18 protein-coding genes are annotated in these 20,425 nt (G+C 60.9%); 13 read left to right on the top strand and 5 right to left on the bottom strand.

What is annotated here, in order from left to right; translation table 11 throughout:
- Nucleotides 1–147 precede the first annotated feature (147 nt).
- Nucleotides 148–585 (bottom strand): universal stress protein, encoded by a 438-nt coding sequence (locus ACTQVX_RS08255; RefSeq protein WP_154515052.1) that lies wholly within the window; start codon nucleotides 583–585, stop codon nucleotides 148–150.
- A 243-nt stretch (nucleotides 586–828) separates the two neighbouring features.
- Between ACTQVX_RS08255 and ACTQVX_RS08260 the strand changes: the two genes are divergently transcribed.
- Both ACTQVX_RS08260 and ACTQVX_RS08265 read left to right on the top strand, forming a co-directional pair.
- Entirely contained in the window at nucleotides 829–1,809 is a 981-nt protein-coding gene (locus ACTQVX_RS08260) for an undecaprenyl-diphosphate phosphatase (RefSeq protein ID WP_441560844.1), read from the top strand.
- Between the two features lie 146 nt (nucleotides 1,810–1,955).
- Nucleotides 1,956–4,859 (top strand): ATP-dependent helicase, encoded by a 2,904-nt coding sequence (locus tag ACTQVX_RS08265; protein WP_441560845.1) that lies wholly within the window; start codon nucleotides 1,956–1,958, stop codon nucleotides 4,857–4,859.
- A 287-nt stretch (nucleotides 4,860–5,146) separates the two neighbouring features.
- Here ACTQVX_RS08265 and ACTQVX_RS08270 read toward each other — a convergent pair whose 3' ends face one another.
- Both ACTQVX_RS08270 and ACTQVX_RS08275 read right to left on the bottom strand, forming a co-directional pair.
- Complete coding sequence (locus ACTQVX_RS08270; RefSeq protein ID WP_441031334.1) at nucleotides 5,147–6,079, bottom strand: type I phosphomannose isomerase catalytic subunit; 933 nt, start codon at nucleotides 6,077–6,079, stop codon at nucleotides 5,147–5,149.
- 72 nt (nucleotides 6,080–6,151) lie between these two features.
- Nucleotides 6,152–6,871 (bottom strand): GntR family transcriptional regulator, encoded by a 720-nt coding sequence (locus tag ACTQVX_RS08275; protein ID WP_441016079.1) that lies wholly within the window; start codon nucleotides 6,869–6,871, stop codon nucleotides 6,152–6,154.
- A 340-nt stretch (nucleotides 6,872–7,211) separates the two neighbouring features.
- Here ACTQVX_RS08275 and ACTQVX_RS08280 point away from each other — a divergent pair, with 340 nt between their 5' ends.
- From ACTQVX_RS08280 to nhaA, 3 genes are all read left to right on the top strand, one after another.
- Nucleotides 7,212–8,165, top strand: a complete 954-nt coding sequence (locus ACTQVX_RS08280; RefSeq protein ID WP_441031332.1) for an ROK family protein — start codon at nucleotides 7,212–7,214, stop codon at nucleotides 8,163–8,165.
- Nucleotides 8,166–8,331: 166 nt separating this feature from the next.
- Nucleotides 8,332–9,255 (top strand): manganese-dependent inorganic pyrophosphatase, encoded by a 924-nt coding sequence (locus ACTQVX_RS08285; RefSeq protein ID WP_441031330.1) that lies wholly within the window; start codon nucleotides 8,332–8,334, stop codon nucleotides 9,253–9,255.
- A 263-nt stretch (nucleotides 9,256–9,518) separates the two neighbouring features.
- Complete coding sequence (gene nhaA / locus ACTQVX_RS08290; protein ID WP_154515038.1) at nucleotides 9,519–10,877, top strand: Na+/H+ antiporter NhaA; 1,359 nt, start codon at nucleotides 9,519–9,521, stop codon at nucleotides 10,875–10,877.
- 100 nt (nucleotides 10,878–10,977) lie between these two features.
- Here the strand turns inward: nhaA and ACTQVX_RS08295 are convergent, their stop codons facing one another.
- Nucleotides 10,978–11,232, bottom strand: a complete 255-nt coding sequence (locus ACTQVX_RS08295; protein WP_154515036.1) for a hypothetical protein — start codon at nucleotides 11,230–11,232, stop codon at nucleotides 10,978–10,980.
- A 158-nt stretch (nucleotides 11,233–11,390) separates the two neighbouring features.
- Here ACTQVX_RS08295 and ACTQVX_RS08300 point away from each other — a divergent pair, with 158 nt between their 5' ends.
- The 7 genes from ACTQVX_RS08300 (at nucleotide 11,391) to ACTQVX_RS08330 (ending at nucleotide 18,325) form a co-directional block, all read left to right on the top strand.
- Nucleotides 11,391–12,695, top strand: a complete 1,305-nt coding sequence (locus ACTQVX_RS08300; RefSeq protein WP_152068466.1) for an aminotransferase class I/II-fold pyridoxal phosphate-dependent enzyme — start codon at nucleotides 11,391–11,393, stop codon at nucleotides 12,693–12,695.
- 66 nt (nucleotides 12,696–12,761) lie between these two features.
- On the top strand, nucleotides 12,762–13,076 hold the full coding sequence (locus ACTQVX_RS08305; RefSeq protein ID WP_441031327.1) for an STAS domain-containing protein: 315 nt from the start codon (nucleotides 12,762–12,764) through the stop codon (nucleotides 13,074–13,076).
- Nucleotides 13,077–13,229: 153 nt separating this feature from the next.
- Complete coding sequence (locus tag ACTQVX_RS08310) at nucleotides 13,230–13,802, top strand: twin-arginine translocase TatA/TatE family subunit (RefSeq protein ID WP_193221503.1); 573 nt, start codon at nucleotides 13,230–13,232, stop codon at nucleotides 13,800–13,802.
- On the top strand, nucleotides 13,802–14,596 hold the full coding sequence (tatC, locus tag ACTQVX_RS08315) for a twin-arginine translocase subunit TatC (RefSeq protein ID WP_441031325.1): 795 nt from the start codon (nucleotides 13,802–13,804) through the stop codon (nucleotides 14,594–14,596). Before ACTQVX_RS08310 ends, tatC begins: the two co-directional genes overlap by 1 nt.
- Before the next feature lie 6 nt (nucleotides 14,597–14,602).
- On the top strand, nucleotides 14,603–14,959 hold the full coding sequence (gene hypA / locus ACTQVX_RS08320; protein ID WP_152068469.1) for a hydrogenase maturation nickel metallochaperone HypA: 357 nt from the start codon (nucleotides 14,603–14,605) through the stop codon (nucleotides 14,957–14,959).
- A 54-nt stretch (nucleotides 14,960–15,013) separates the two neighbouring features.
- Nucleotides 15,014–15,697 (top strand): hydrogenase nickel incorporation protein HypB, encoded by a 684-nt coding sequence (gene hypB / locus ACTQVX_RS08325; protein WP_152068470.1) that lies wholly within the window; start codon nucleotides 15,014–15,016, stop codon nucleotides 15,695–15,697.
- Nucleotides 15,698–15,751: 54 nt separating this feature from the next.
- On the top strand, nucleotides 15,752–18,325 hold the full coding sequence (locus ACTQVX_RS08330) for a DNA topoisomerase I (protein ID WP_441031322.1): 2,574 nt from the start codon (nucleotides 15,752–15,754) through the stop codon (nucleotides 18,323–18,325).
- Between the two features lie 143 nt (nucleotides 18,326–18,468).
- Here the strand turns inward: ACTQVX_RS08330 and ACTQVX_RS08335 are convergent, their stop codons facing one another.
- Complete coding sequence (locus tag ACTQVX_RS08335; RefSeq protein WP_441031320.1) at nucleotides 18,469–19,449, bottom strand: zinc-ribbon domain-containing protein; 981 nt, start codon at nucleotides 19,447–19,449, stop codon at nucleotides 18,469–18,471.
- Nucleotides 19,450–19,740: 291 nt separating this feature from the next.
- On the opposite strand from ACTQVX_RS08335, the gene tmk reads away from it, so the two are divergent.
- Nucleotides 19,741–20,424: a dTMP kinase gene (gene tmk / locus ACTQVX_RS08340; RefSeq protein ID WP_441031318.1), complete on the top strand. Its 684-nt coding sequence runs from the start codon at nucleotides 19,741–19,743 to the stop codon at nucleotides 20,422–20,424.
- The last annotated feature ends 1 nt before the right edge of the window (nucleotide 20,425 follow it).

Here is a 20,425-nt window from a genome sequence, read left to right on the forward strand (position 1 = left end):
GCCATCTCTCTATTCAGCTAACTCGCTGAAGTACGGTGACGAAGGCGCAAGGCCGGGAGGGGTTATCTAAGCCGACATCCCGCAGCCGCGAAGCGGCGAGGACGTCGGCGTGATAACCCCGCAGGCCTTGCGCCGGCGGGAAGGAACCTACTTCACGACCAGAATGTCGCAGTCGGTGTTGCGCAGCAGGAATGTCGAAATCGAACCCAGGAGCGCATACTTGATCGAGGAAAGGCCACGAGCGCCGCAGAGCACCAGATCGGGCTTGACCACGTCGAGCATCTCGTCCTTGAGCGTCTCGCGAATACGGCCGGCGCGAATCATGACTTCGACCTCGGGAATGTTGGGATTAGCCTTGGCCTCTTCGAGCTGCTTGGCGATGGAGTTCTTAAAGGCCTCCTCCAGGCCGTTGACCAGATCGACCGGATAGGAACCGGCGCTCTCGAGCGCCGTGGAATCGATGACGTGACCGATGATCAGCTTGGCGCCATTGTTTGCGGCGACCTTGATAGCGCGTGTGAGCACAAAATCCTGCTGCTCAGTACCGTCGAGTGAAACAAATACCTTGGTATAGCCCTCGTTCATGGTTTCCTCCTTGGTCTATCGCACGGGCGCGGGGCTCGTGCATCGGACGACGTGTTGGCCGCCGGACACTTTAGCTTGTTGCAGTTATACCCAAGGATTTCGGTTTGACCGCTCGCAATTCTGTGAACGGGCGAGATTTTTGGTAAGGGTGGGCGCGGCCGCGGCCGAACGGTTGATAATGGGACATCGCCCGCAACCGTCCGCAGAACAACTATCGGCGGGTGACAAACGAGGGGGGTCCCTTTGGATATCATCGAGCTTCTAAAATCTGCCTTCATGGGCCTGGTCGAGGGCATCACCGAATGGCTGCCCGTTTCGTCGACGGGCCACATGATCTTGGTGGACGAGTTCGTCAAGATGAATGTGAGCGAGACATTCTGGAATATGTTCCTGGTCGTGATTCAGCTTGGCGCCATTTTGGCCGTTTGCGTTCTGTTCTTCTACGACTTAAATCCGTTCTCGCCCAGCAAGGGCAAGGAGGGTCGTCGCGACACCTGGGTGCTGTGGGGCAAGATTGTGCTTGGCTGTATTCCCGCCGCGGTGATCGGTCTGCCGCTCAACGACTGGATGGAGGAGCATTTCTATAACGCTCCCGTCGTGGCGCTGGCGCTCATCGTGTACGGCGTGTTGTTTATCGTGATTGAGAACTGGCGTGCAAGTAAGCGCGAGAACGCCGCTCTTGCCGATTCGTTTGGTTCGCGTGCTGTGGTGGCGGGCGGGCGTCCCGCCGGTGCACACTTCGCGGCGCCTGCGGCGGATATTGCCGAAGACAATGACGATGACGAGGATTTGGATTTTGGATCCATCGCCACGCTCGAGGACCTGAGCTGGAAGACCGCATTGGGTATTGGTTGCTTCCAGGTGCTTTCGTTGATTCCGGGCACATCACGTTCCGGCTCCACCATCATCGGCGGCCTGCTGCTGGGCTGCACGCGCTCGGTGGCGTCCAAGTTCACGTTTTTCCTGGCCATTCCCGTTATGTTTGGCGCGAGCGCGCTCAAGCTGGTCAAGTACTTCGTTAAGGGCGGTACGTTTGGCACCAACGAGATTGCCATTCTGGGCGTGGGCTGCGTCGTGGCCTTTGTGGTTTCGCTTATTGCCATCAAGTGGCTCATGGGCTTCGTTCGCCGTCACGACTTTAAGTGCTTTGGCGTCTACCGCATTATTCTGGGCATCGTGGTGCTCGCGTACTTCTTTGTTCTGGAGCCTATGCTCGGTCTGTAACTTGGTTGACGCTGCGCGGCGGCCAGAGCGCGGCGCACGGAGTCGTGGTGTGATTTGCGTCGGTGTCCGCGCGGCTCGGTATACTGGTACGGCTCAAACTATGGCGCCGCCCGCAGGCGCGCCGTCCGTCAGATGAGGAGTCGCCCATGACCCAGCCCTTGCCCTGGGAAAAGAACGCCGCGGTACCCGTGCCGCCCGCGCCGGAATCCGTGCCGCTCGATGCATACACCGCCCCCGCTGCGCCGGAGCCCGAGCTCGTTCCGCTCGACATCTACGACGCTCCCGCGCCGGCACCCAAGCCCGTCAAGCCGCTCGTCGACATTGACAGCCTTAATCCCGCCCAGCGCGAGGCCGTCCTGACCACCGAGGGCCCGTTGCTGGTCCTCGCCGGCGCAGGCTCGGGCAAGACTCGCGTCCTGACCTTCCGCATCGCGCATATGCTCGGCGACCTGGGTGTTAAGCCTTGGCAGGTTCTTGCCATCACGTTTACCAACAAAGCCGCGGCCGAGATGCGCGAGCGTCTGACGGCGCTCATTCCCAGCGGTACCCGCGGCATGTGGGTGTGCACCTTCCACGCCATGTGCGTGCGCATGCTGCGCGAGGACGCCGACCTGCTGGGTTACACCGGTCAGTTCACCATCTACGATGACGATGACTCAAAGCGCATGGTGCGTGACATTATGCAGGCGCTCGGCATCGAGCAAAAGCAGTTCCCCATCAACATGATTCGCAGCAAGATCAGTTCGGCCAAAAACGCCATGATCGGCCCCGAGGACATGCTCAAATCCGCCGATAGCCCCAACGACAAAAAGGCCGCGCAGGTCTACCTGGAGCTGGAGCGCCGCCTTCGCGCTGCCAACGCGATGGACTTCGACGATTTGCTCGTGCGCACACTCGAACTGCTGCGCACCCGCCCCGAGGTGCTCGACAAGTACCAGGAGCGCTTCCGCTACATTAGCGTCGACGAGTATCAGGACACCAACCACGTCCAGTACGAAATCGCCAACCTTCTGGCCGCCAAGTACCAAAACCTCATGGTTGTGGGCGACGATGACCAGTCCATTTACAGCTGGCGTGGCGCCGACATCACCAACATCTTGGACTTTGAGCAGGACTTTAAAAACTGCAAGACCGTTAAGCTCGAGCAGAACTACCGCTCTACGGGCCATATCCTAAACGCCGCCAACGCCGTGGTGCGCCACAACTCGCAGCGCAAGGACAAGCGCCTGTTTACGGCCGAGGGCGATGGCGAGAAGATTCAGGCCTTCCAGGCGAGCGACGAGCGCGACGAGGGCCGCTGGATTGCCGGCGAGATCGAGAAACTGCATGCCAAAGGCACGAGTTACGACGACATCGCCGTGTTTTATCGCACCAACGCCCAGTCGCGTATTCTCGAAGATATGTTTCTGCGCGCGGGCGTGCCCTACAAGATCGTGGGCGGCACTCGATTCTTCGACCGTGCCGAGATTCGCGACGTCATGGCCTACCTCAAGATGATCGTGAACCCGGCCGACGAGATGAGCGTCAAGCGCGTCATCAACACACCGCGCCGCGGCATTGGCTCCACCTCAATCCAAAAGATCGAGCAGCTGGCACGCGACAACCGTTGCTCGTTCTTCCAGGCTTGCGAGATCGCGTGCGCCGAAACCGGCATGTTTAGCGCCAAGGTGCGCAACGGCCTGTCGAGCTTTGTCTCACTGGTGCGCGAGGGCCGCCGCATGGACGGCGAGCTCAAGGACGTTGTCGAGATGATCGTCGATAAGACGGGCCTGCTGCAGGCGTTTCGCGCCGAGGGCACCATGGAGTCCGAGAGCCGCGCCGAGAACATCCAGGAATTTCTGGGCGTTGCCGCCGAATTTGAGGAGACGCACGAGGATATCGAGGGTACGCTCGAGAGCCTAGAAGAGCTGCGGGCAGCCGGTGTTGCCGATGTGCCTGCCGGCGCCGAGCCCGAGCCCGTCGTGGTGAGCGTGTCTGCGCCCGAACCGGGGCCATCTGCCCCGGCATCCTCGTTTGAGGCGCTCGTCGGCGCCCGTGACGCCGCGGGCTCCAATCCGCTCGATGGCTTGGCCGCTCCGGCGCTGTCTCCGCAGGATGCCCTGGCCGCCGCCATCGCAGGCAACGCGTATGCCGCGCCGACGGAGCTGCCGGCGGGTGCCGTGCATGCCGGCGAGATCGAGCGTACCTACGGTCCGCTCACCTGTAAGGCGCTGCCGGCACTCATGGAATGGCTGGCCTTGCGCTCCGACTTGGATTCCCTGGCCGGCGAGACGCATGCCATTACCATGATGACCATCCACTCCGCCAAGGGCCTGGAGTTTCCGGCGGTGTTCGTGGCCGGCATGGAGGAGGGTATCTTTCCGCACGTGCACGACTTTGGCGGCAGCGATGATCCGGGCAAGCTCGAGGAGGAGCGTCGCCTGGCCTACGTCGCCATCACGCGTGCCCGCAAGCGCCTGTTCTTGACCTATGCGGCCACGCGTCGCACCTACGGTTCGACCTCCGCCAACCCGCGTTCGCGCTTTCTCAACGAGATTCCGTTTGAGGATATCGAGTTTAGCGGTATCGGTTCTGCCGGTTTTGAGGGCACGGGCTGGGAGAAACGCGGCGACCGTCGCGGCACCTTTGGCTCGGGCATGGGTTCGGATATGTATGGCGGCAAGGTGTTTGGTTCGCATACGCGCTCGACCGGCGGTTCCGGTTCGCGCGGTGGATCGAGCTTCGACGATTTCTTTGGCGGCAGCAGCTACGGGACCGAGCGCCATCGTGGGGTCTCGCCCGACGCCGGTCGCGTTGCCTCGACCTTTGGCTCGGGCGCACCGCGAGCCAAAAAGCCGTCGTCCAAGGTGTCCCCAACAGTGGAGCGCAAGGTCGATCGCGCCAGCGCGTCGCAGGACTTTGCCGCGGGCGATACCGTGAGTCATAAGACCTTTGGCACGGGTACCGTGATCTCGGTCGCTGGAGACATGATCGAGGTCCAATTCGAAAAGACCGGCCAGACCAAAAAGCTAATGAAAGGCTTCGCTCCGATTGTTAAGCTGAATGCCTAACTGCGAGGTTGGCCGGGCGCGCCGGGGGCTTTGGTCGCCTGCTCGGACAGTCCTGCTCGCACGGAGAGCACATTAAGTGCTCTCCGGCTCGTGCGGAACTCGCGATCGACCAAAGCCCCCGGCGCGCCCTCTTCCTTGTGGCGTTTTGGCCTGCAGCTTTCGAACCTCGCTCTGCTCGTTTGCTTTTTGATCTGGAGAGCCGGGTGGGCTGATAGATAGATACGAGTAGGGGCTCTTCCGTACATGGTCGGGAGAGCCCCTTGTTGCGTTTTGGTTGTTGGCGCGACCTAGAGGTGGCTGATAATCAGTTCCATCTGGCCTTCGAGGTCAATGGAGCTGACGGTGCTGGGTGCCAGCAGGTGACTTCCCTTGTGGACGGGGTCGCCGCAGACGGTGCCTTCGCCGTCGATGACCGACAGGCACATGAAGGGCCAGCGCTGCTCCAAGGTCTTGCTGCCGTCGACGCGCACGCGATCGACGGTGTAGCAGGAGTTAGACTCGAGCTCGGTTACGCCGTTCACCTCGGGTGCGGTTATCGTGCCGTCGGTCGGAGCCTGAGCGTCAAAATCGATGCAATCGAGGCTCTGCTCAATGTGCAGCGGACGCAGCTTGCCGTCGGTGCCGGGACGGTCGTAGTCGTACAGGCGATACGTCACGTCGCTTGACTGCTGCGTCTCCAAAATGAGCGTGCCGGTCTTGATGGCATGCACGGTACCGGAATCAATCTGGAAAAAGTCGCCCTTGTGGATCGGCAGCGCGTTGAGCATGTCGTCCCAGCGGCCGTCCTCGATCATCTGCGCGGCCTCGGCGCGGTCATGCGCGCGCTGGCCGACGATGATTGTGGCGCCGGGCTCGCAGTCCAGCACATACCAGCACTCGGTTTTGCCCAGGCTGCCGTTCTCGTGCTTGGCAGCGTACTCGTCGTTGGGATGAATCTGGATCGAAAGGTCGTCCTTGGCGTCCAGAATCTTAATGAGCAGCGGGAACTCCTTGCCCTCGCACCTGCCAAAGAGCTCGCGGTGCTCGGCCCACAGCCACGACAGCGTGTGGCCGGCATACGGGCCCTCCACAATCTGGCAGTCGCCGTTGGGGTGGGCCGAGATGGCCCAACACTCACCGATGGGTCCATCGGGAATGTCGTAGCCAAATACGGTTTCGAGCTGGCGGCCGCCCCAGATTTTCTCGTGGAAGATCGGCGTCAGTTTAATCAAATCGGACATATTCATACCCCATTGTGTTGCGCGGGCGTTGCACAAACAGCTCAAAACGAGCGCCCGCATGACTACAAAAACCTATGCCAACGTTACGTTGTGCAACTCAAAGCGGTCGCCAACGTTGCGCGAGACCGAATACTCAAAGGCCGCGCCGCTGTCCAAAAAGCCAATCTGGTTGAGCTCGAGCAGGGGAGAGCCAGGTTTGGTGTCCAGGCGCTCGGCTTCTTCCTCGGTTGCTGCCACGGCGCGAATGGTACGGTGGAAGCTCGAGATCTTCAGCCCACATTGCTCGCGGATAAAGCGGTAGACCGATCCGTACAGGTCCTTCTTTTTAAGGCCCGGAATCAGCTCGAGGGGCATGTAGGTGTACTCGATAACGATGGGCTTCTCATCGGCCTGACGCACGCGCACGATGTGATAGGCAAAGTCATCCTCGGCAATTCCCAGCTGGGCTGCGATGTCCGCTGGTGGATTAACAATCGAGAAATCGTAGACCACCGAGGTCACCTTCTCCCCGCGGTGCTCATACGAAAAGCCCTGGGCACGGTCGTTTTTGCCCTGGAAAAACGCCTGGCCGGGAAGCCCCGCCGTGTCCTTAACGTAGGTACCCGATCCACGACGGCTGGTAACAAGACCTTCCTCGGTGATTTGCTCGATAGCTCGTTTGACGGTGATTTTGGAAACGCTATAGAGCTCGCAGAACTCAACGACGGTGGGAAGCTTGTCGCCTGGTTTAAGAGCGCCATCCTCAATACTTCGACGAATATCTGCAGCTATCGCCTCGTATTTGGGAATCATGGGACCTCCTTTCCAACTTTATTGAGTATAAAAGAAAGTATACTCAACACCTAAGTATCCCTATTGAGTCATTGAAAAGTTCGATAGATATATTACTAAAAGTCGCTTTGCGCTAAAAATAAAAGCGCTCTAAATAAATATACATTCGAATAATGTCGTGTTGAGAAATCTAATCGGTCCGAGGACGGGGCCGAACCGATTTAGCACCCAGCGAACCGAATCCTGTATTCTGCATTTCCCCAGATAAAACCTACCAAAACAAACCTGTCCCTTTTTGGTATGTTTTTGCCTTGGGAGCGGTACCATACAGACAATGTTTAAACGAGAAAGGCGGGCCCCTATGGAACCTAAGCAGTACTACATCGGCATCGACGTCGGCGGCACTTCGGTTAAGGAGGGCCTGTTCGATGGGGATGGCAACCTGCTTGCGAAGGTCAGCGTGCCCACGCCTCCCATCGTTGACGCTGCGGGCTTTGCCGCGGTGACCGAGGCTATCGACCAGGTGGTCGCCAAGGCACAGATTCCGCGCGCCTTTGTGGCGGGCATTGGCCTTGCTGTTCCGTGCCCCATTCCGGCAGCGGGCGATGCCAAGGTCAAGGCCAACATTGCCATTAACCTGCCCGAGTTGAAGATCGCCATTCAGGAGCACTGCCCCGATGCGGTCGTTAAGTACGAGAACGATGCCAACGCCGCTGCCATGGGCGAGGCTTGGCTCGGTTCTGCCAAGGACGTGCAGAATGTGGTGATGGTCACCATCGGTACCGGCGTGGGCGGCGGCGTTATCGTCAACGGCGATGTGGTGTCGGGTGTTGTGGGCGCCGGCGGCGAGATTGGCCATATGTGCCTGAATCCGGCTGAGGAGCGCACTTGCGGCTGCGGCGGCCATGGCCACCTGGAGCAGTATTCCAGCGCCACCGGCGTGGTGAGCAACTACCTTGCCGAGTGCAAGAAGGCGGGCGTCGAGCCCATCGAGCTCACCGGCCCCTCCGATTCCAAGGACGTGTTCCAAGCCTGCCGCGAGGGTGATAAGCTCGCGCTGGCCGCGGCCGATACCATGGCCGACTATCTCGGCCGCGCCCTGGCGCTTATTGCCAACGTGGTCGATCCCGAGATGTTCCTGATCGGCGGCGGCGCCTCCGCCTCGGCCGATGTCTACCTCGATAAGGTTCGCGAGTACTTCCAGCGCTACGTGCTTTTCGCCTCGCGCGAGACGCCCATTAAGGTTGCCTCGCTCGGAAACGACGCCGGCATCATCGGTTCTGCCTACGTAGCCCTGCGCGCCGCCGGTAAATAGCTGGTGCAAGGGGGCCAGGTTACTTTGCACCAACATGGTGCAAAAGGGACAGCCTTGGCCCCCATACCTGCCACAAAATATGCCGTGGCCCTTCCGTCCCCAAAGGCCAGCTGCCAGCGTGCTACCATAGCTACGTCTAAGTAAACATACCAAGTGGAGGATACCCATGGCAAACGTTCTTGTCTTTGGTCACCAGAACCCCGATAACGACGCCATCATGAGCGCCGTCGTTCTGTCTCAGCTGCTCAACCAGGTTGAGTATGCCGGCAACACCTATGAGGTCTGCACTCTTGGTCAGCTTCCGGCAGAGTCCGCCAAGCTGCTCGCAGACGCCGGCATTGCCGAGCCCCGCGTGATTGAGTCCGTCGAGGCCGGCCAGCTTGTCGTTCTCACCGACCATAACGAGTCCGCCCAGTCCGTCGCCGGCCTTAAGGACGCCACGGTCTTTGGCGTCGTTGACCATCACCGCATCGGCGACTTTGAGAGCGCCGGCCCGCTGCACTACATCTGCCTGCCTTGGGGTTCCAGCTGCACCATCGTCACTAAGCTCGCCGGCGTGCTCGGCGTTGAGCTTTCCGACGTTCAGGCCAAGCTGCTGCTCTCGGCCATGATGACCGACACGCTCATGCTCAAGAGCCCCACCACCACCGATGTCGACCGCGCCGTCGCCGCCAAGCTCGGCGAGCAGGTGGGTGTCGACCCGGTCAAGTTTGGCATGGAGGTCTTCCTTACCCGTCCGTCCGGCTCCTTCACCGCAGCCGAGATGGTCGGCAACGACATCAAGATGTTCGAGCCCGCCGGCAAGAAGCTGCTCATCGGCCAGTACGAGACCGTCGACAAGAGCCGTGCGCTCGGCATGATCGACGAGATCCGCGAGGCCATGCGCGCCTACGCCGCCGAGAAGGGTGCCGACGGCATCGTCCTGTGCATCACCGACATCATGGAGGAGGGCTCGCAGGTCCTGCTCGAGGGCGAGACCGAGGCCGCTCAGAAGGGCCTGGGCATTGCCGACGAGCACGACGGCGTCTGGATGCCGGGCGTCCTCTCCCGTAAGAAGCAGGTCGCTGCCCCCATCATGGCCGCCTGCTAGGTTTTGTAGCCTGCTACGACCGGACCGCGGACGCCCCGCGCTCCGGTCGTTTTTTATGCGTCGGACCGCGTCCTCTATTGGACAGGGGCGCCCGTACCGTCGGGCAAATAATGTTCAACCTGTGGTTCCGCTTTTCGGCCACGCCTGCGTGCTTGTCGTGCAGGGTAGGCTAGATGCAAGCGTAATACGTTGGAGCGCGGTGCCGCCACTTGGGCGGGCCGTGCTTTTTTAAGACGGGAGCTTTCCCGTGAAAGGAGCCGCCCATGGCAGCAACTGAGCAGCTGTTCAACGTTCGTGAGCGCAAGCGCTTTGAACGTCATGACATCTGGGAGCGCATCGCCGAGAACGGCACGATTTCCGCCGCCGTCATGGTCATCGCCGCCATCGCCGCCGTTATCTGCGCCAACACCGATGTCTACGAGGCTATCCATCACTTTTTGGAGACCCCGCTGTATGTGGGTCTGGGCAACCTTACGGCTGGCCTCACCGTCGAGCTTTTCGTCAACGACTTTCTCATGGCGATCTTCTTTTTGTTGGTGGGCATTGAGCTTAAGTACGAGATGACGGTCGGCGAGCTCAAGAATCCGCGTCAGGCCATGCTTCCCATGCTGGCAGCCGTGGGCGGCGTCGTCGTTCCCGCCTGCATCTACCTGATCTTTAACCATGCCGGCGCCCGCAACGGTTGGGCCATCCCCATGGCAACCGATATTGCCTTTGCGCTGGGCGTGCTGTCGCTTTTGGGCAATCGCGTGCCCAACGGCGTGCGCGTGTTCTTCTCGACGCTCGCCATCGCCGACGACCTCATCTCCATCGCCGCCATCGCCATTTTCTACGGCCAGAGCCCCAGTCCGTTTTGGCTGGGTGCCGCTGCAGTTGTGACCTGCGCACTTGTGTGGCTCAACAAAACTCAGCATTATCGCCTTGCCCCGTACTCGGTGCTTGGTCTGCTGCTGTGGTTTTGCATGTTTAAGAGCGGCGTGCACGCCACGCTTGCCGGTGTCATCCTGGCCTTCACCATCCCGGCCAAGTGCGGTGTTAAGCTCGATAGCCTTACCGATTGGCTAGGCGAGTACCTGCCGTTGCTCGACGACCGTTACGACGACGAGGCGCACATCCTGGGCCAGCACGACTTTACCCTTTCGACTACCAAGGTCGAGCGTGTCATGCACCGTGTGACCCCGCCGCTCATCCGCATGGAGCGCCTGATCTCCACGCCGGTCAACTTTGTGATCCTGCCGATCTTTGCGTTTGTCAACGCGCAGGTTCGCCTTGTGGGCGTGGACATGAGCGTGCTGCTTACCGACCCGGTGACCCTCGGCGTGTACTTTGGCATGCTGCTGGGTAAGCCGATCGGTATCTTTGGCGTGACGTTTGCCCTGGTCAAGCTTAAGGCTTGCGAGCTGCCTCATAACGTTAACTGGCATATGATCGCCGGCGTGGGCATTTTGGGTGGCATCGGCTTTACCATGTCGATCCTCATCAGCGGCCTCGCCTTCCCGACGGCCCAGTTCGAGGTTCTGGCCGCCAAGGCCGCCATTCTTGCCGGTTCTGTTACCGCGGCCGTGCTGGGCATGATCTACATGAGCGTGGTCTGCAAGCATCCTTCGCCCAAGGACGAGTAGGAGCGCGAAAACCGGGGCCGGACATGCCCCGGATGCCCTCGTGTGAAAAAATGCCGTTTGTGAGCACTGTCACAAACGGCATTTCATTTATTTGCCATTTTTATTCCACGGTGCCGTAGACGGCGCCCCAGCCGTGGGCGGCAAGGGCCGAGTTAAGCTGGTCGCAAAGCGATTGGCGGTCGTAGTGGCCGGGCGGCAAAAGATTCACGATTTCCATGAGATCGGGCGCCAGGTCCAAGATCTCCGCCTGAACGATTAGATCCAGGCGGTCAATGGCCTTACGGTCATAAAACAAGCCGTCGACCAGACGCTGCAGGTCTCCGAACTCCTCGGCTTGAAAAGAGCCGTATTCCATACTGCCTCCTTGGATGTGCCATGCGGCTATACGGGTCATACGGTGGATATCGTAATTCATTGCGATGGACTTAATCTATCACGGCTTCATACCGTTGCGGCGGTAGCGGTCTATACTTAGACAAACTGCAACGTCCCGCTTTGCGAAAGGTCGCACCCATGCAGACGATCTACCAGAAGATGGAAACCACCGAACTCGATGCCGCCATCGAGGCTCTCAAAGCCGAGGTTGCCGAGGTCAAGGCCAAGGGCCTGGCGCTCGACATGGCGCGCGGCAAGCCGTCGCCCTCCCAGGTGGACATCTCGCGCCCCATGCTCGATATCCTCAATGCCGACGCCGATCTGCACGACGGTAACGTCGACTGCTCCAACTACGGCTGCTTTGAGGGCATCCCCTCGGCACGCAAGCTGGCGGGGGAGTTCCTGGGTTGCCCCGCCGATCAGACGCTCGTACTGGGTTCGTCGAGCCTTTTGATCGAGCACGATATCGCCGGTATGTTCTGGCGCTGCGGCTCGTGCGGCAGCGAGCCTTGGGAGGCTTATGAGGCCGCGCACGACGGTAAGAAGGTCAAGTTCCTGTGCCCGGTTCCCGGCTACGACCGTCATTTTGGCATCACCGCCGACCTGGGTATCGAGAACGTCCCCGTCGCGATGACCGGCAACGGCCCCGACATGGACGAGGTAGAGCGCCTGGTTGCCACCGACGACTCCATCAAGGGCATCTGGTGCGTGCCCAAGTATTCCAACCCCACGGGCATCACCTTTAGCGAGGACACCGTGCGCCGCTTGGTCGAGATGCCCACGGCCGCGCCCGATTTTCGCATCTTTTGGGACAACGCCTACTGCGTGCACGACCTGTACGACGAGACCGACGAGCTCGCCAACATCTTCGATCTTGCCCGCGCGGCGGGTACCGAGGACCGCGTGGTGGCATTCGCCTCGACGTCCAAGATCACCTTCCCGGGCGCGGGCATCGGCTTTATCGGTGCGAGTCCCGCGGTCATCGCGGAGTTCTCCAAGCGCCTGAAGGCCGGTCTTATCAGCGCCGACAAGCTCAACCAGCTACGCCACGTGCGCTTCCTTCCCACCATCGAGGCGGTCAAGGAGCACATGAAAAAGCATGCCGAGTTCTTGCGTCCGCGCTTTGAGGCCGTCGAGCGCAAGCTCACTGAGGGCCTGGGCGATACGGGTTGCGCTACTTGGACGCATCCCCGCGGCGGCTACTTTGTGAGCTTTGATGGCCCCGAGGGCTCGGCCCAAAAGGTCGCCGCGCTTTGCGCCGACCTGGGTGTCAAGCTCACGCCGGCAGGTGCCACCTGGCCTTATGGCAAGGATCCGCGCGACACCAACATCCGCATCGCGCCGAGTTATCCCACGGTCGAGGACCTGGAGGCCGCACTCGACGTGCTGGTGCTGGCCGTCAAGCTTGTCGCTGCCGAGCTTGCTCGTGCCGAGCGCGCCTAACGCGTAGGGCCCCGCAAATCCGCGTCCAGTACCATCCGCACTCTCGATACGCAAAGGAGCGTATACATGGATTTGGGTATTTCCACCAACCCCACGCCGGAGCTCTACACCATCAGGGTGACCGGTGAGATTGATATCTCTAACGCCGACAGCTTGCGTAACGCCATCGACTTGGCGCTCGAGCAGCCCACCGAGGCCGTTGAGCTCGACTTTGCCCAGGTGAGCTATATCGACTCGACAGGTATTGGCGTACTTGTGGGCGCCGCGCACCACGCAGCCAATCACGGCAAGCGGTTTGGCTGCGTCAACGTGCAGCCCCCGGTGATGCGCGTGGTTCAGTTGCTGGGTGTCGACCAGGAGATTTCAATTACGGCGGCATAAGCCCTGCCCCAAAAAGGGCGTGCCGTTTGGTATATGTTTGTGATGCGCTCGGATGTTTTGACGTCCGGGCGCTATACTTGACCGAATGAATAGACGAGTTCCGGCCGAATGGCGCGGTGCGGGCTCGACTCACATCGAGCCTTGGAGGTATGTGTGTTTGGTATTGGAGAGGGTGAGCTCGCGATCATCGTGGTCTTCGGCTTTTTGCTGTTTGGCCCGGATAAGCTCCCGCAGATGGGCCGCACAATCGGCCGTGCCATCCGTCAGTTCCGCGAGACGCAGGAAAAGATGACGGCTGTTGTTCAGTCCGAGATTATCGATCCGGTAAGCGAGGCCGCTTCGGCTCCGGTCAAGCCCAAGAAGGCTGCCGTCGATGACGATTCCGATGCGGACGAGGATGCCGTCGAGACGGCCGCGCCCGCAAAGAAGGAGACCTTTGCCGAGCGCCGTGCCCGCCTTGCCGCCGAGAAGGCCGCGAGTGAGGGTGCTGCCGAGGACGAAGGTGCTGCTGGTGAGGCTGAGGGCGCCGAGTCTGCCGCTGCCGCCGTCGAGCCCGAGCCTGCTGCAGAGCCGGAGCCCGAGCCCGAGCCGGCAGAGCCCACGACGGCTGACCTCTACGCCCGTCGTCCCCGCAAGCGCAAGGCCGTCGTCGACCAGCTCGCTCGCGAGCTCGAGGCCGAGGACGACGCCGCTGCCGCCCATGCCCCGAAGGGAGGCGATGAGTAATGCCTATCGGACCTGCGCGCATGCCGCTCTTCGATCATCTGGGTGAGCTCCGTCGCCGCCTGACCATCGTGGTCGTGTCAGTCTTTGCCGCCGCCATCGTGCTGTATTTCGCCACGCCCGTGGTGCTCGACATCCTGGAAGACCCCATCCGCTCCTTTGTGCCGGACGGTAAGTTCTACATCACCACCACGCTCGGCGGCTTTGGTCTGCGCTTTTCGCTGGCCCTCAAGATGGCCGTTGTCATGTGCACGCCTATGATCATTTGGCAGATTCTGGCGTTTTTCCTGCCGGCGCTTCGCCCCAACGAGCGCAAGTGGGTTGTGCCCACGGTGCTCGCCTCGACGGTGCTGTTCTTCCTGGGCGCAATCTTTTGCTACTTTATCATCATCCCTGCGGGCTTTGAGTGGCTCATCGGCGAAACCTCGGCCGTCGCTACGGCGCTGCCCGATCTGGAGAACTACGTCAACATGGAGCTGCTCTTTATGATCGGCTTTGGTGTGGCGTTTGAGCTGCCGCTCATCATCTTCTACCTGTCTGTCTTCCATATCGTGTCCTATGCGGCCTTCCGCGGTACCTGGCGTTACGTATACGTTGGCCTGCTTGCGGGCTCGGCTGTGATTACGCCCGACGGCTCGCCCGTTACGCTGGGTCTCATGTATGGCGCCCTGCTCTCGCTCTACGAGATTTCGCTCGCCATCGCCCGCGTGGTCATTACCGCGCGCGATGGCAAGGAAGGCTTGTTTGTGAGCCGTCTGGATCTGTTCTCGAACGACGACGAGGACGACGAGGAGTAAATCCGTATGCACGAGGTTGGCATTGTCAACGGCATACTCGATACAGTGATTCGCGCGGCGCGTGGGGCGGGGGCCTCGCGCGCTGTTTTGGTAACGCTGCGCATTGGGGATATGACCGAAGTTGTGCGTGAGGCGCTCGACTTTGCGTGGGAGACGTTTCGCGACGAGGACATGCTCACGCGCGGCTGCGAGCTTGCCGTGGAGGAAGTCCATCCACAAAGCGAGTGCCTGGACTGCCGCGAGGTCTTTGAGCACGACCGCTTCCATTGCCGCTGTCCTCAGTGTGGCGGCACCAACGTGCGCCTGCTGCACGGCCGCGAGCTCGACATCGCCAGCATCGAGATCGAAACCCCCGACAATTAACCAGCCTGCCATTTGGGGACGGGGTATAAATGGTAGAAGTAAGGAGTGCCGAGTATGGCCGAGAAAACTATTGATATCGCATCGCCGATTCTGTCGCGCAATGAGCGCCTGGCAGATCAGCTGCGTCAGCGATTCAAAGAGACAGGCACCTATGTGATCAATGTGCTGTCGAGTCCCGGCTCTGGTAAGACCACCACGATTCTGGGCACCAACGAGCGTCTGCGCGACAAAGCCGGCCTGCGCTGTGCCGTCATCGAGGGCGATATCGCCTCGGATGTCGACGCCATCACCATGAAGGAGGCCGGCATGCCCGCCATTCAGATCAACACGGGCGGTCTGTGCCACCTCGAGGGCAACATGATCATGGAGGCCGTTGACGCGTTCGACCAGGCAGTGGGCCTTCAAAACATCGATGTTATCTTTATCGAAAACGTGGGCAATCTGGTCTGTCCGGTCGACTTTGACCTGGGCGAGAACCTGTCCATCATGATTCTCTCGGTGCCCGAGGGCGACGACAAGCCCATTAAGTACCCGGGCATCTTCCAGCACGCTGGCGCACAGCTGCTCAACAAGGTCGATGTGGCCCCGGCTTTCGATTTTGATATGGATAGGTATACTAAGACACTCGATGACCTCAATCCGCAGGCGCCGCGGTTTGCCGTGAGCGCACGCAAGGGCGAGGGCATGGATGCCTGGTGCGATTGGCTCATCGGGCAGATCGAACAAACAAGGGCGTAAGTCGGCCGTCGTACGTGCGGGCGCAGCCGCAGACACACGAGATAGGAGCCTCTTTTGAAGCTCATCATCGCCGAGAAAAACGACGCCGCGCGTCAGATTGCCGAGCGTCTTTCCACGGGCAAGCCCAAAAAGGACAAGGTGTACAACACCGCCATCTACCGTTTTGAGTGGAAGGGCGAGGAGTGCGTGACAATCGGCCTTGCCGGTCACATCCTTGCGCCCGATTTTTGCGACAGCGTGCTGTTCGATAAAAAGCTGGGTTGGTATTCGGTCACCGAGGACGGCGAGATGCTGCCGGCCGACATACCCGATGGCCTGGCGCGTCCGCCCTATGACACCAAGCGCAAACCGTTCCTTGCCGACGGTATCTCCATCAAAGGCTGGAAGCTCGAGAGCCTGCCCTACCTTACCTGGGCACCCGTTATCAAGCTGCCGGCCGAGAAAGAACTCATTCGCTCGCTCAAGAACCTTGCCAAGAAGTCCGACAGCGTCATCATCGCCACGGACTTCGATCGCGAGGGCGAGCTGATTGGTTCGGACGCCCTCAACAAGGTGCGCGAGGTTGCGCCCGACTTGCCGGTTGCCCGCGCCCAGTATTCTTCGTTTACCAAGGCCGAGATCACGCAGGCCTTTGATAACCTCGTCTCGCTCGACCAGAACCTGGCCGATGCCGGCGAGAGCCGTCAGCACATCGACCTCATTTGGGGTGCGGTGCTCACGCGCTACCTGACGCTCGCCAAGTTTGGCGGCTTTGGCAACGTGCGTTCTGCCGGCCGCGTGCAGACCCCGACGCTCGCCCTGGTGGTCGAGCGCGAGCGCGAGCGCATGGCGTTTGTGCCCGAGGACTACTGGCAGATTCGCGGCATGGCTGCCGCGCAGGCTGCTGCCGAGGACGACCGCTTTAAGATCGCGCACAAGACGGCGCGTTTTACCGACAAGGATGCTGCTGAGACGGCGTACGGTCACGTTGACGGTGCCAAGACGGCAACCGTCGCCGCGGTGACCAAGCGCTCGCGCAAGCAGCAGCCGCCCACGCCGTTTGCGACCACCTCGCTGCAGGCTGCCGCTGCGGCCGAGGGCATCTCGCCCGCACGCACCATGCGCATCGCCGAGTCCCTCTACATGGCGGGTCTTATCAGCTATCCGCGTGTCGATAACACCGTGTACCCCGCGACGCTCGATCTGGGCGCCGTGGTGAGTGACCTGGCAAAGATCAACCCGGCGCTGGCGCCCGTATGCAAAAAGGTGCTCGCCGGTCCCATGAAGCCCACGCGCGGCAAGGTCGAGACCACCGACCACCCGCCTATCTACCCCACGGGCGAGGGCGATCCGTCCACGCTCGACGGTGGCCAGCGCAAGCTCTACGACCTCATCGCTCGCCGCTTCCTGGCGACGCTTATGGGCCCCGCCACCATCGAGAACACCAAGCTCGAGCTCGACGTGAACGGCGAGCCGTTCGTGGCTTCGGGCGATGTTCTCGTGACCCCGGGTTTCCGCGAGGCATACCCGTACGGACTCAAGCGCGACGAGCAGATGCCGCCGCTGGAGCAGGGCGACACGGTCGACGTATTCGACATTAAGCTCGAGGCCAAGCAGACCGAGCCGCCCGCACGCTACAGCCAGGGCAAGCTCGTGCAGGAGATGGAAAAGCGCGGCCTGGGCACCAAGTCCACGCGCGCGAGCATCATCGAGCGCCTGTACGCCGTGCGCTACCTCAAAAACGATCCCGTGGAGCCGAGTCAGCTGGGTATCGCCATCATCGATGCACTGTCGCAGTTTGCCCCGCGCATCACGAGCCCCGATATGACCAGCGAGCTCGATGGCGACATGACCCGCGTGGAGCGCGGCGAAGATACCGAAGAGCATGTCGTGACGCACTCGCGCGCGCTGCTGGCCGGCGTGCTCGATGAGCTGCTCAAGCATACGCAGGAGCTGGGCGACGCCATCAGCGATGCCGTCACGGCCGATGCGCGCGTGGGCGCCTGCCCCAAGTGCGGCAAGGATCTGGTTATGAAGACGAGCGCCAAGACCCGCGGCAGCTTTATCGGCTGCATGGGCTGGCCCGACTGCGACGTGACCTATCCGGTGCCGAGCGGCGTCAAGGTGAGCCCGCTCGAGGGCGAGGCGGCCGTGTGTCCCGAATGCGGCGCACCGCGCATTAAGTGCCAGCCGTTCCGCCAGAAGGCTTTCGAGATCTGCGTGAACCCCACGTGTCCCACCAATTACGAGCCCGACCTTAAGGTGGGCGAGTGCAAGGTGTGCGCCGAGGCCGGACGCCATGGCGATCTGATTGCGCACAAGAGCGAGAAGAGCGGCAAGCGCTTTATCCGCTGCACCAACTACGATGACTGCGGCGTGAGCTATCCGCTGCCGGCGCGTGGCAAACTCGAGGCGACGGGCGAGACCTGTCCCGAGTGCGGCGCTCCCATCGTGGTGGTCAACACGGCGCGCGGTCCGTGGCGCATCTGCGTCAACATGGACTGCCCGACCAAGGAGAAGAAGCCCGCCCGCGGCCGCAAGACGACGACCAAGGCGAGTACGGCGAAGAAGACCACGGCGAAAAAGACGACTGCCAAGAAGGCTGCCGCGAAAAAGACGACCACAAAGAAGGCGGCCGCCAGCAAGTAGCGGCGCAGCCGAAACATTGCCCAAAACAAAAACGGGCGAGGGTCCCATGATCCTCGCCCTTTTTTGTTCGGCAGTTAGGGACGTTCCTTTTCTGTCGGCAGTTTGAGAACGTCCCTAACTGCCAGCTCGGGAACGACAAAACGCTAGTTCACCTCGACGGGTTTGGCGCTGGGATAGCGGTCCTCAAAGTCCAAGCGATACTTGTTGCTGCTGGTTCCCGGCTCGTTGTCGCGTGCCAGCGGCGCCACGATTTCGTCCTTATGGTCCGAGGGCTTTGCGTACTTTAGACTGATCTCCCAGGCATCGCAGATCGCGTCGATGCGGTGATCAAGGTCGTCATACAGGGCAATGATGTCTTTCCAGGAGTGGTAGTTCTTGGAGCTCATGGGGACGTCCAGGTCCTCGACGATATCGTAATACTGCTCGATGGTCTCCTCCGTGCGCTCGGCGACGTCGGCGAGATTTTGGCGGGTGGTGCGATCTTCTTCCAGATAGCTACCATTGAAGTCCTGCGCGCAGGCGCGGACCTGGCTATCGAGGTCCTCGAGCAGGTCGTAGTATTCGCTCAGGCGACGGTAGAGGTTCTGCTCGGAGAGGGTTGCTTCGCCGCCAGCCTCGTCGTCATCGTCATCGTCGTAAAGGCTATTGGGGTCGCCGAGGGGCTTGAGGTCATCATCGTCAACATCGTGGTGCAGCTTGGTAACCTCGGCAGTCGTCTGCGTGGCGGAGTTGTCGAACGGTTTGATCACAAAGAAGATGACCAGGGCGATGATGATTGCCACCAGCGCAACGATAACGGCGACAAGCGCCCCGGTGCCGCTCTTTTTGGGAGCGGGGGTCTGTGGCGAAGCAGGCGCGTATGCGGGAGCCGGCTGCTGTTGGGACGAGCCGCTCGCAACGGGTATGCACTGCGTGGTCTCGACGGCCGCGGGGCTTGCGGCGGGGTCGGGGCGATAAGCGAGGGGATCGTCCGGCTTAGCTTGCGGCGTATCAAGGGGCCCGGTCTGCTCAAAAGCGGTCTGGCTATCGCTCGCGGCTGTTTGCTCAACGGGCGCACCGCACGAGGTGCAGAACTTGGCATCATCTGCAAGAAGCTTGCCGCACGAGGCGCAATACCGAGACATTGCCACTCCTTTCGCCACATTTCAATACGACGATTATACCCAGCGTCCAAAATTCCCCATCATAAGTTGCGGTGAAATAGGGGCTGTTTGGCGGTCTTAGAGCTTCAGTCAGTCCCTATTTCACCGCAACTTTGGAAAGGCACCTTTAGTCATTGGGGACGTTCTTAAACGACCAGTCAATTAAGAACGTCCCCAATGACTAGGTTGGATTTGGGGTGCGCCTGCCCCTGGGGTATCATGATTTGGTTGATATATCTGCATTTACGCGCCTTGTAGGAAGGGACTGCGCCCATGGCTTTTGAGCCCGCTCAACATAGCTTTATCACGCTCGAGGGCGTCGATGGTGCCGGTAAGTCCACGCAGGCGCGCCTGCTGGCCCGTGCGCTCGAGCTCGCTGGCTACCAGGTCGTGACCCTGCGTGAGCCGGGTGGTACCGCCATTAGTGAAAAGATCCGTGCCCTGCTGCTCGACCCCGCCAATACGGCGATGGGGGATACCTGCGAGCTGCTGCTCTACGAGGCCGCACGCGCCCAGCTGGTGCACGAGGTCATAGCTCCCGCCATTGCGGCCGGCAAGGTGGTCCTGTGTGACCGCTTCTATGATTCCACGACCTGCTACCAGGCGTTTGCCGACGGTCTCGATCGCCAGATGGTACGCGACGCCAACAACCTTGCTGTCGCGGGGACGCACCCGGCGCTCACGCTCGTCTATCACATCACGCCCGAGCAGGCGGCGCTGCGCATGTCCGCCCGTGGTGCGGTCGACCGCATGGAGGCCAAGGGCATGGCGTTCCAGGAGCGCGTTTACCAGGGATTTAGTGCCATTGCCGCCGAGGAACCAGATCGCGTGAAGCTCATCGACGCCACCGCTTCCATCGAGGACGTCTTCGCGCAGACGGTCGAGCAGGTTCGCGCGTACGGTCTCGACATTTCCCAGGACGCCGTCACCGCCACGCTTGCCCAGGAGGCCGAGTAAC

It is taken from the genome of Collinsella sp. LCP19S3_A6, from assembly GCF_052122015.1.
GTDB lineage: Bacteria > Actinomycetota > Coriobacteriia > Coriobacteriales > Coriobacteriaceae > Collinsella.

Excerpts from the sequence above, each read along its gene's own strand:
- ACTQVX_RS08255 (WP_154515052.1), bottom strand. The coding sequence starts at position 585 with ATGAACGAGGGCTATACCAAGGTATTTGTTTCACTCGACGGTACTGAG.
- ACTQVX_RS08265 (WP_441560845.1), top strand. The coding sequence starts at position 1,956 with ATGACCCAGCCCTTGCCCTGGGAAAAGAACGCCGCGGTACCCGTGCCG.
- ACTQVX_RS08270 (WP_441031334.1), bottom strand. The coding sequence starts at position 6,079 with ATGTCCGATTTGATTAAACTGACGCCGATCTTCCACGAGAAAATCTGG.
- ACTQVX_RS08275 (WP_441016079.1), bottom strand. The coding sequence starts at position 6,871 with ATGATTCCCAAATACGAGGCGATAGCTGCAGATATTCGTCGAAGTATT.
- ACTQVX_RS08280 (WP_441031332.1), top strand. The coding sequence starts at position 7,212 with ATGGAACCTAAGCAGTACTACATCGGCATCGACGTCGGCGGCACTTCG.
- ACTQVX_RS08285 (WP_441031330.1), top strand. The coding sequence starts at position 8,332 with ATGGCAAACGTTCTTGTCTTTGGTCACCAGAACCCCGATAACGACGCC.
- nhaA (WP_154515038.1), top strand. The coding sequence starts at position 9,519 with ATGGCAGCAACTGAGCAGCTGTTCAACGTTCGTGAGCGCAAGCGCTTT.
- ACTQVX_RS08295 (WP_154515036.1), bottom strand. The coding sequence starts at position 11,232 with ATGGAATACGGCTCTTTTCAAGCCGAGGAGTTCGGAGACCTGCAGCGT.
- ACTQVX_RS08300 (WP_152068466.1), top strand. The coding sequence starts at position 11,391 with ATGCAGACGATCTACCAGAAGATGGAAACCACCGAACTCGATGCCGCC.
- ACTQVX_RS08305 (WP_441031327.1), top strand. The coding sequence starts at position 12,762 with ATGGATTTGGGTATTTCCACCAACCCCACGCCGGAGCTCTACACCATC.
- tatC (WP_441031325.1), top strand. The coding sequence starts at position 13,802 with ATGCCTATCGGACCTGCGCGCATGCCGCTCTTCGATCATCTGGGTGAG.
- hypA (WP_152068469.1), top strand. The coding sequence starts at position 14,603 with ATGCACGAGGTTGGCATTGTCAACGGCATACTCGATACAGTGATTCGC.
- hypB (WP_152068470.1), top strand. The coding sequence starts at position 15,014 with ATGGCCGAGAAAACTATTGATATCGCATCGCCGATTCTGTCGCGCAAT.
- ACTQVX_RS08335 (WP_441031320.1), bottom strand. The coding sequence starts at position 19,449 with ATGTCTCGGTATTGCGCCTCGTGCGGCAAGCTTCTTGCAGATGATGCC.
- tmk (WP_441031318.1), top strand. The coding sequence starts at position 19,741 with ATGGCTTTTGAGCCCGCTCAACATAGCTTTATCACGCTCGAGGGCGTC.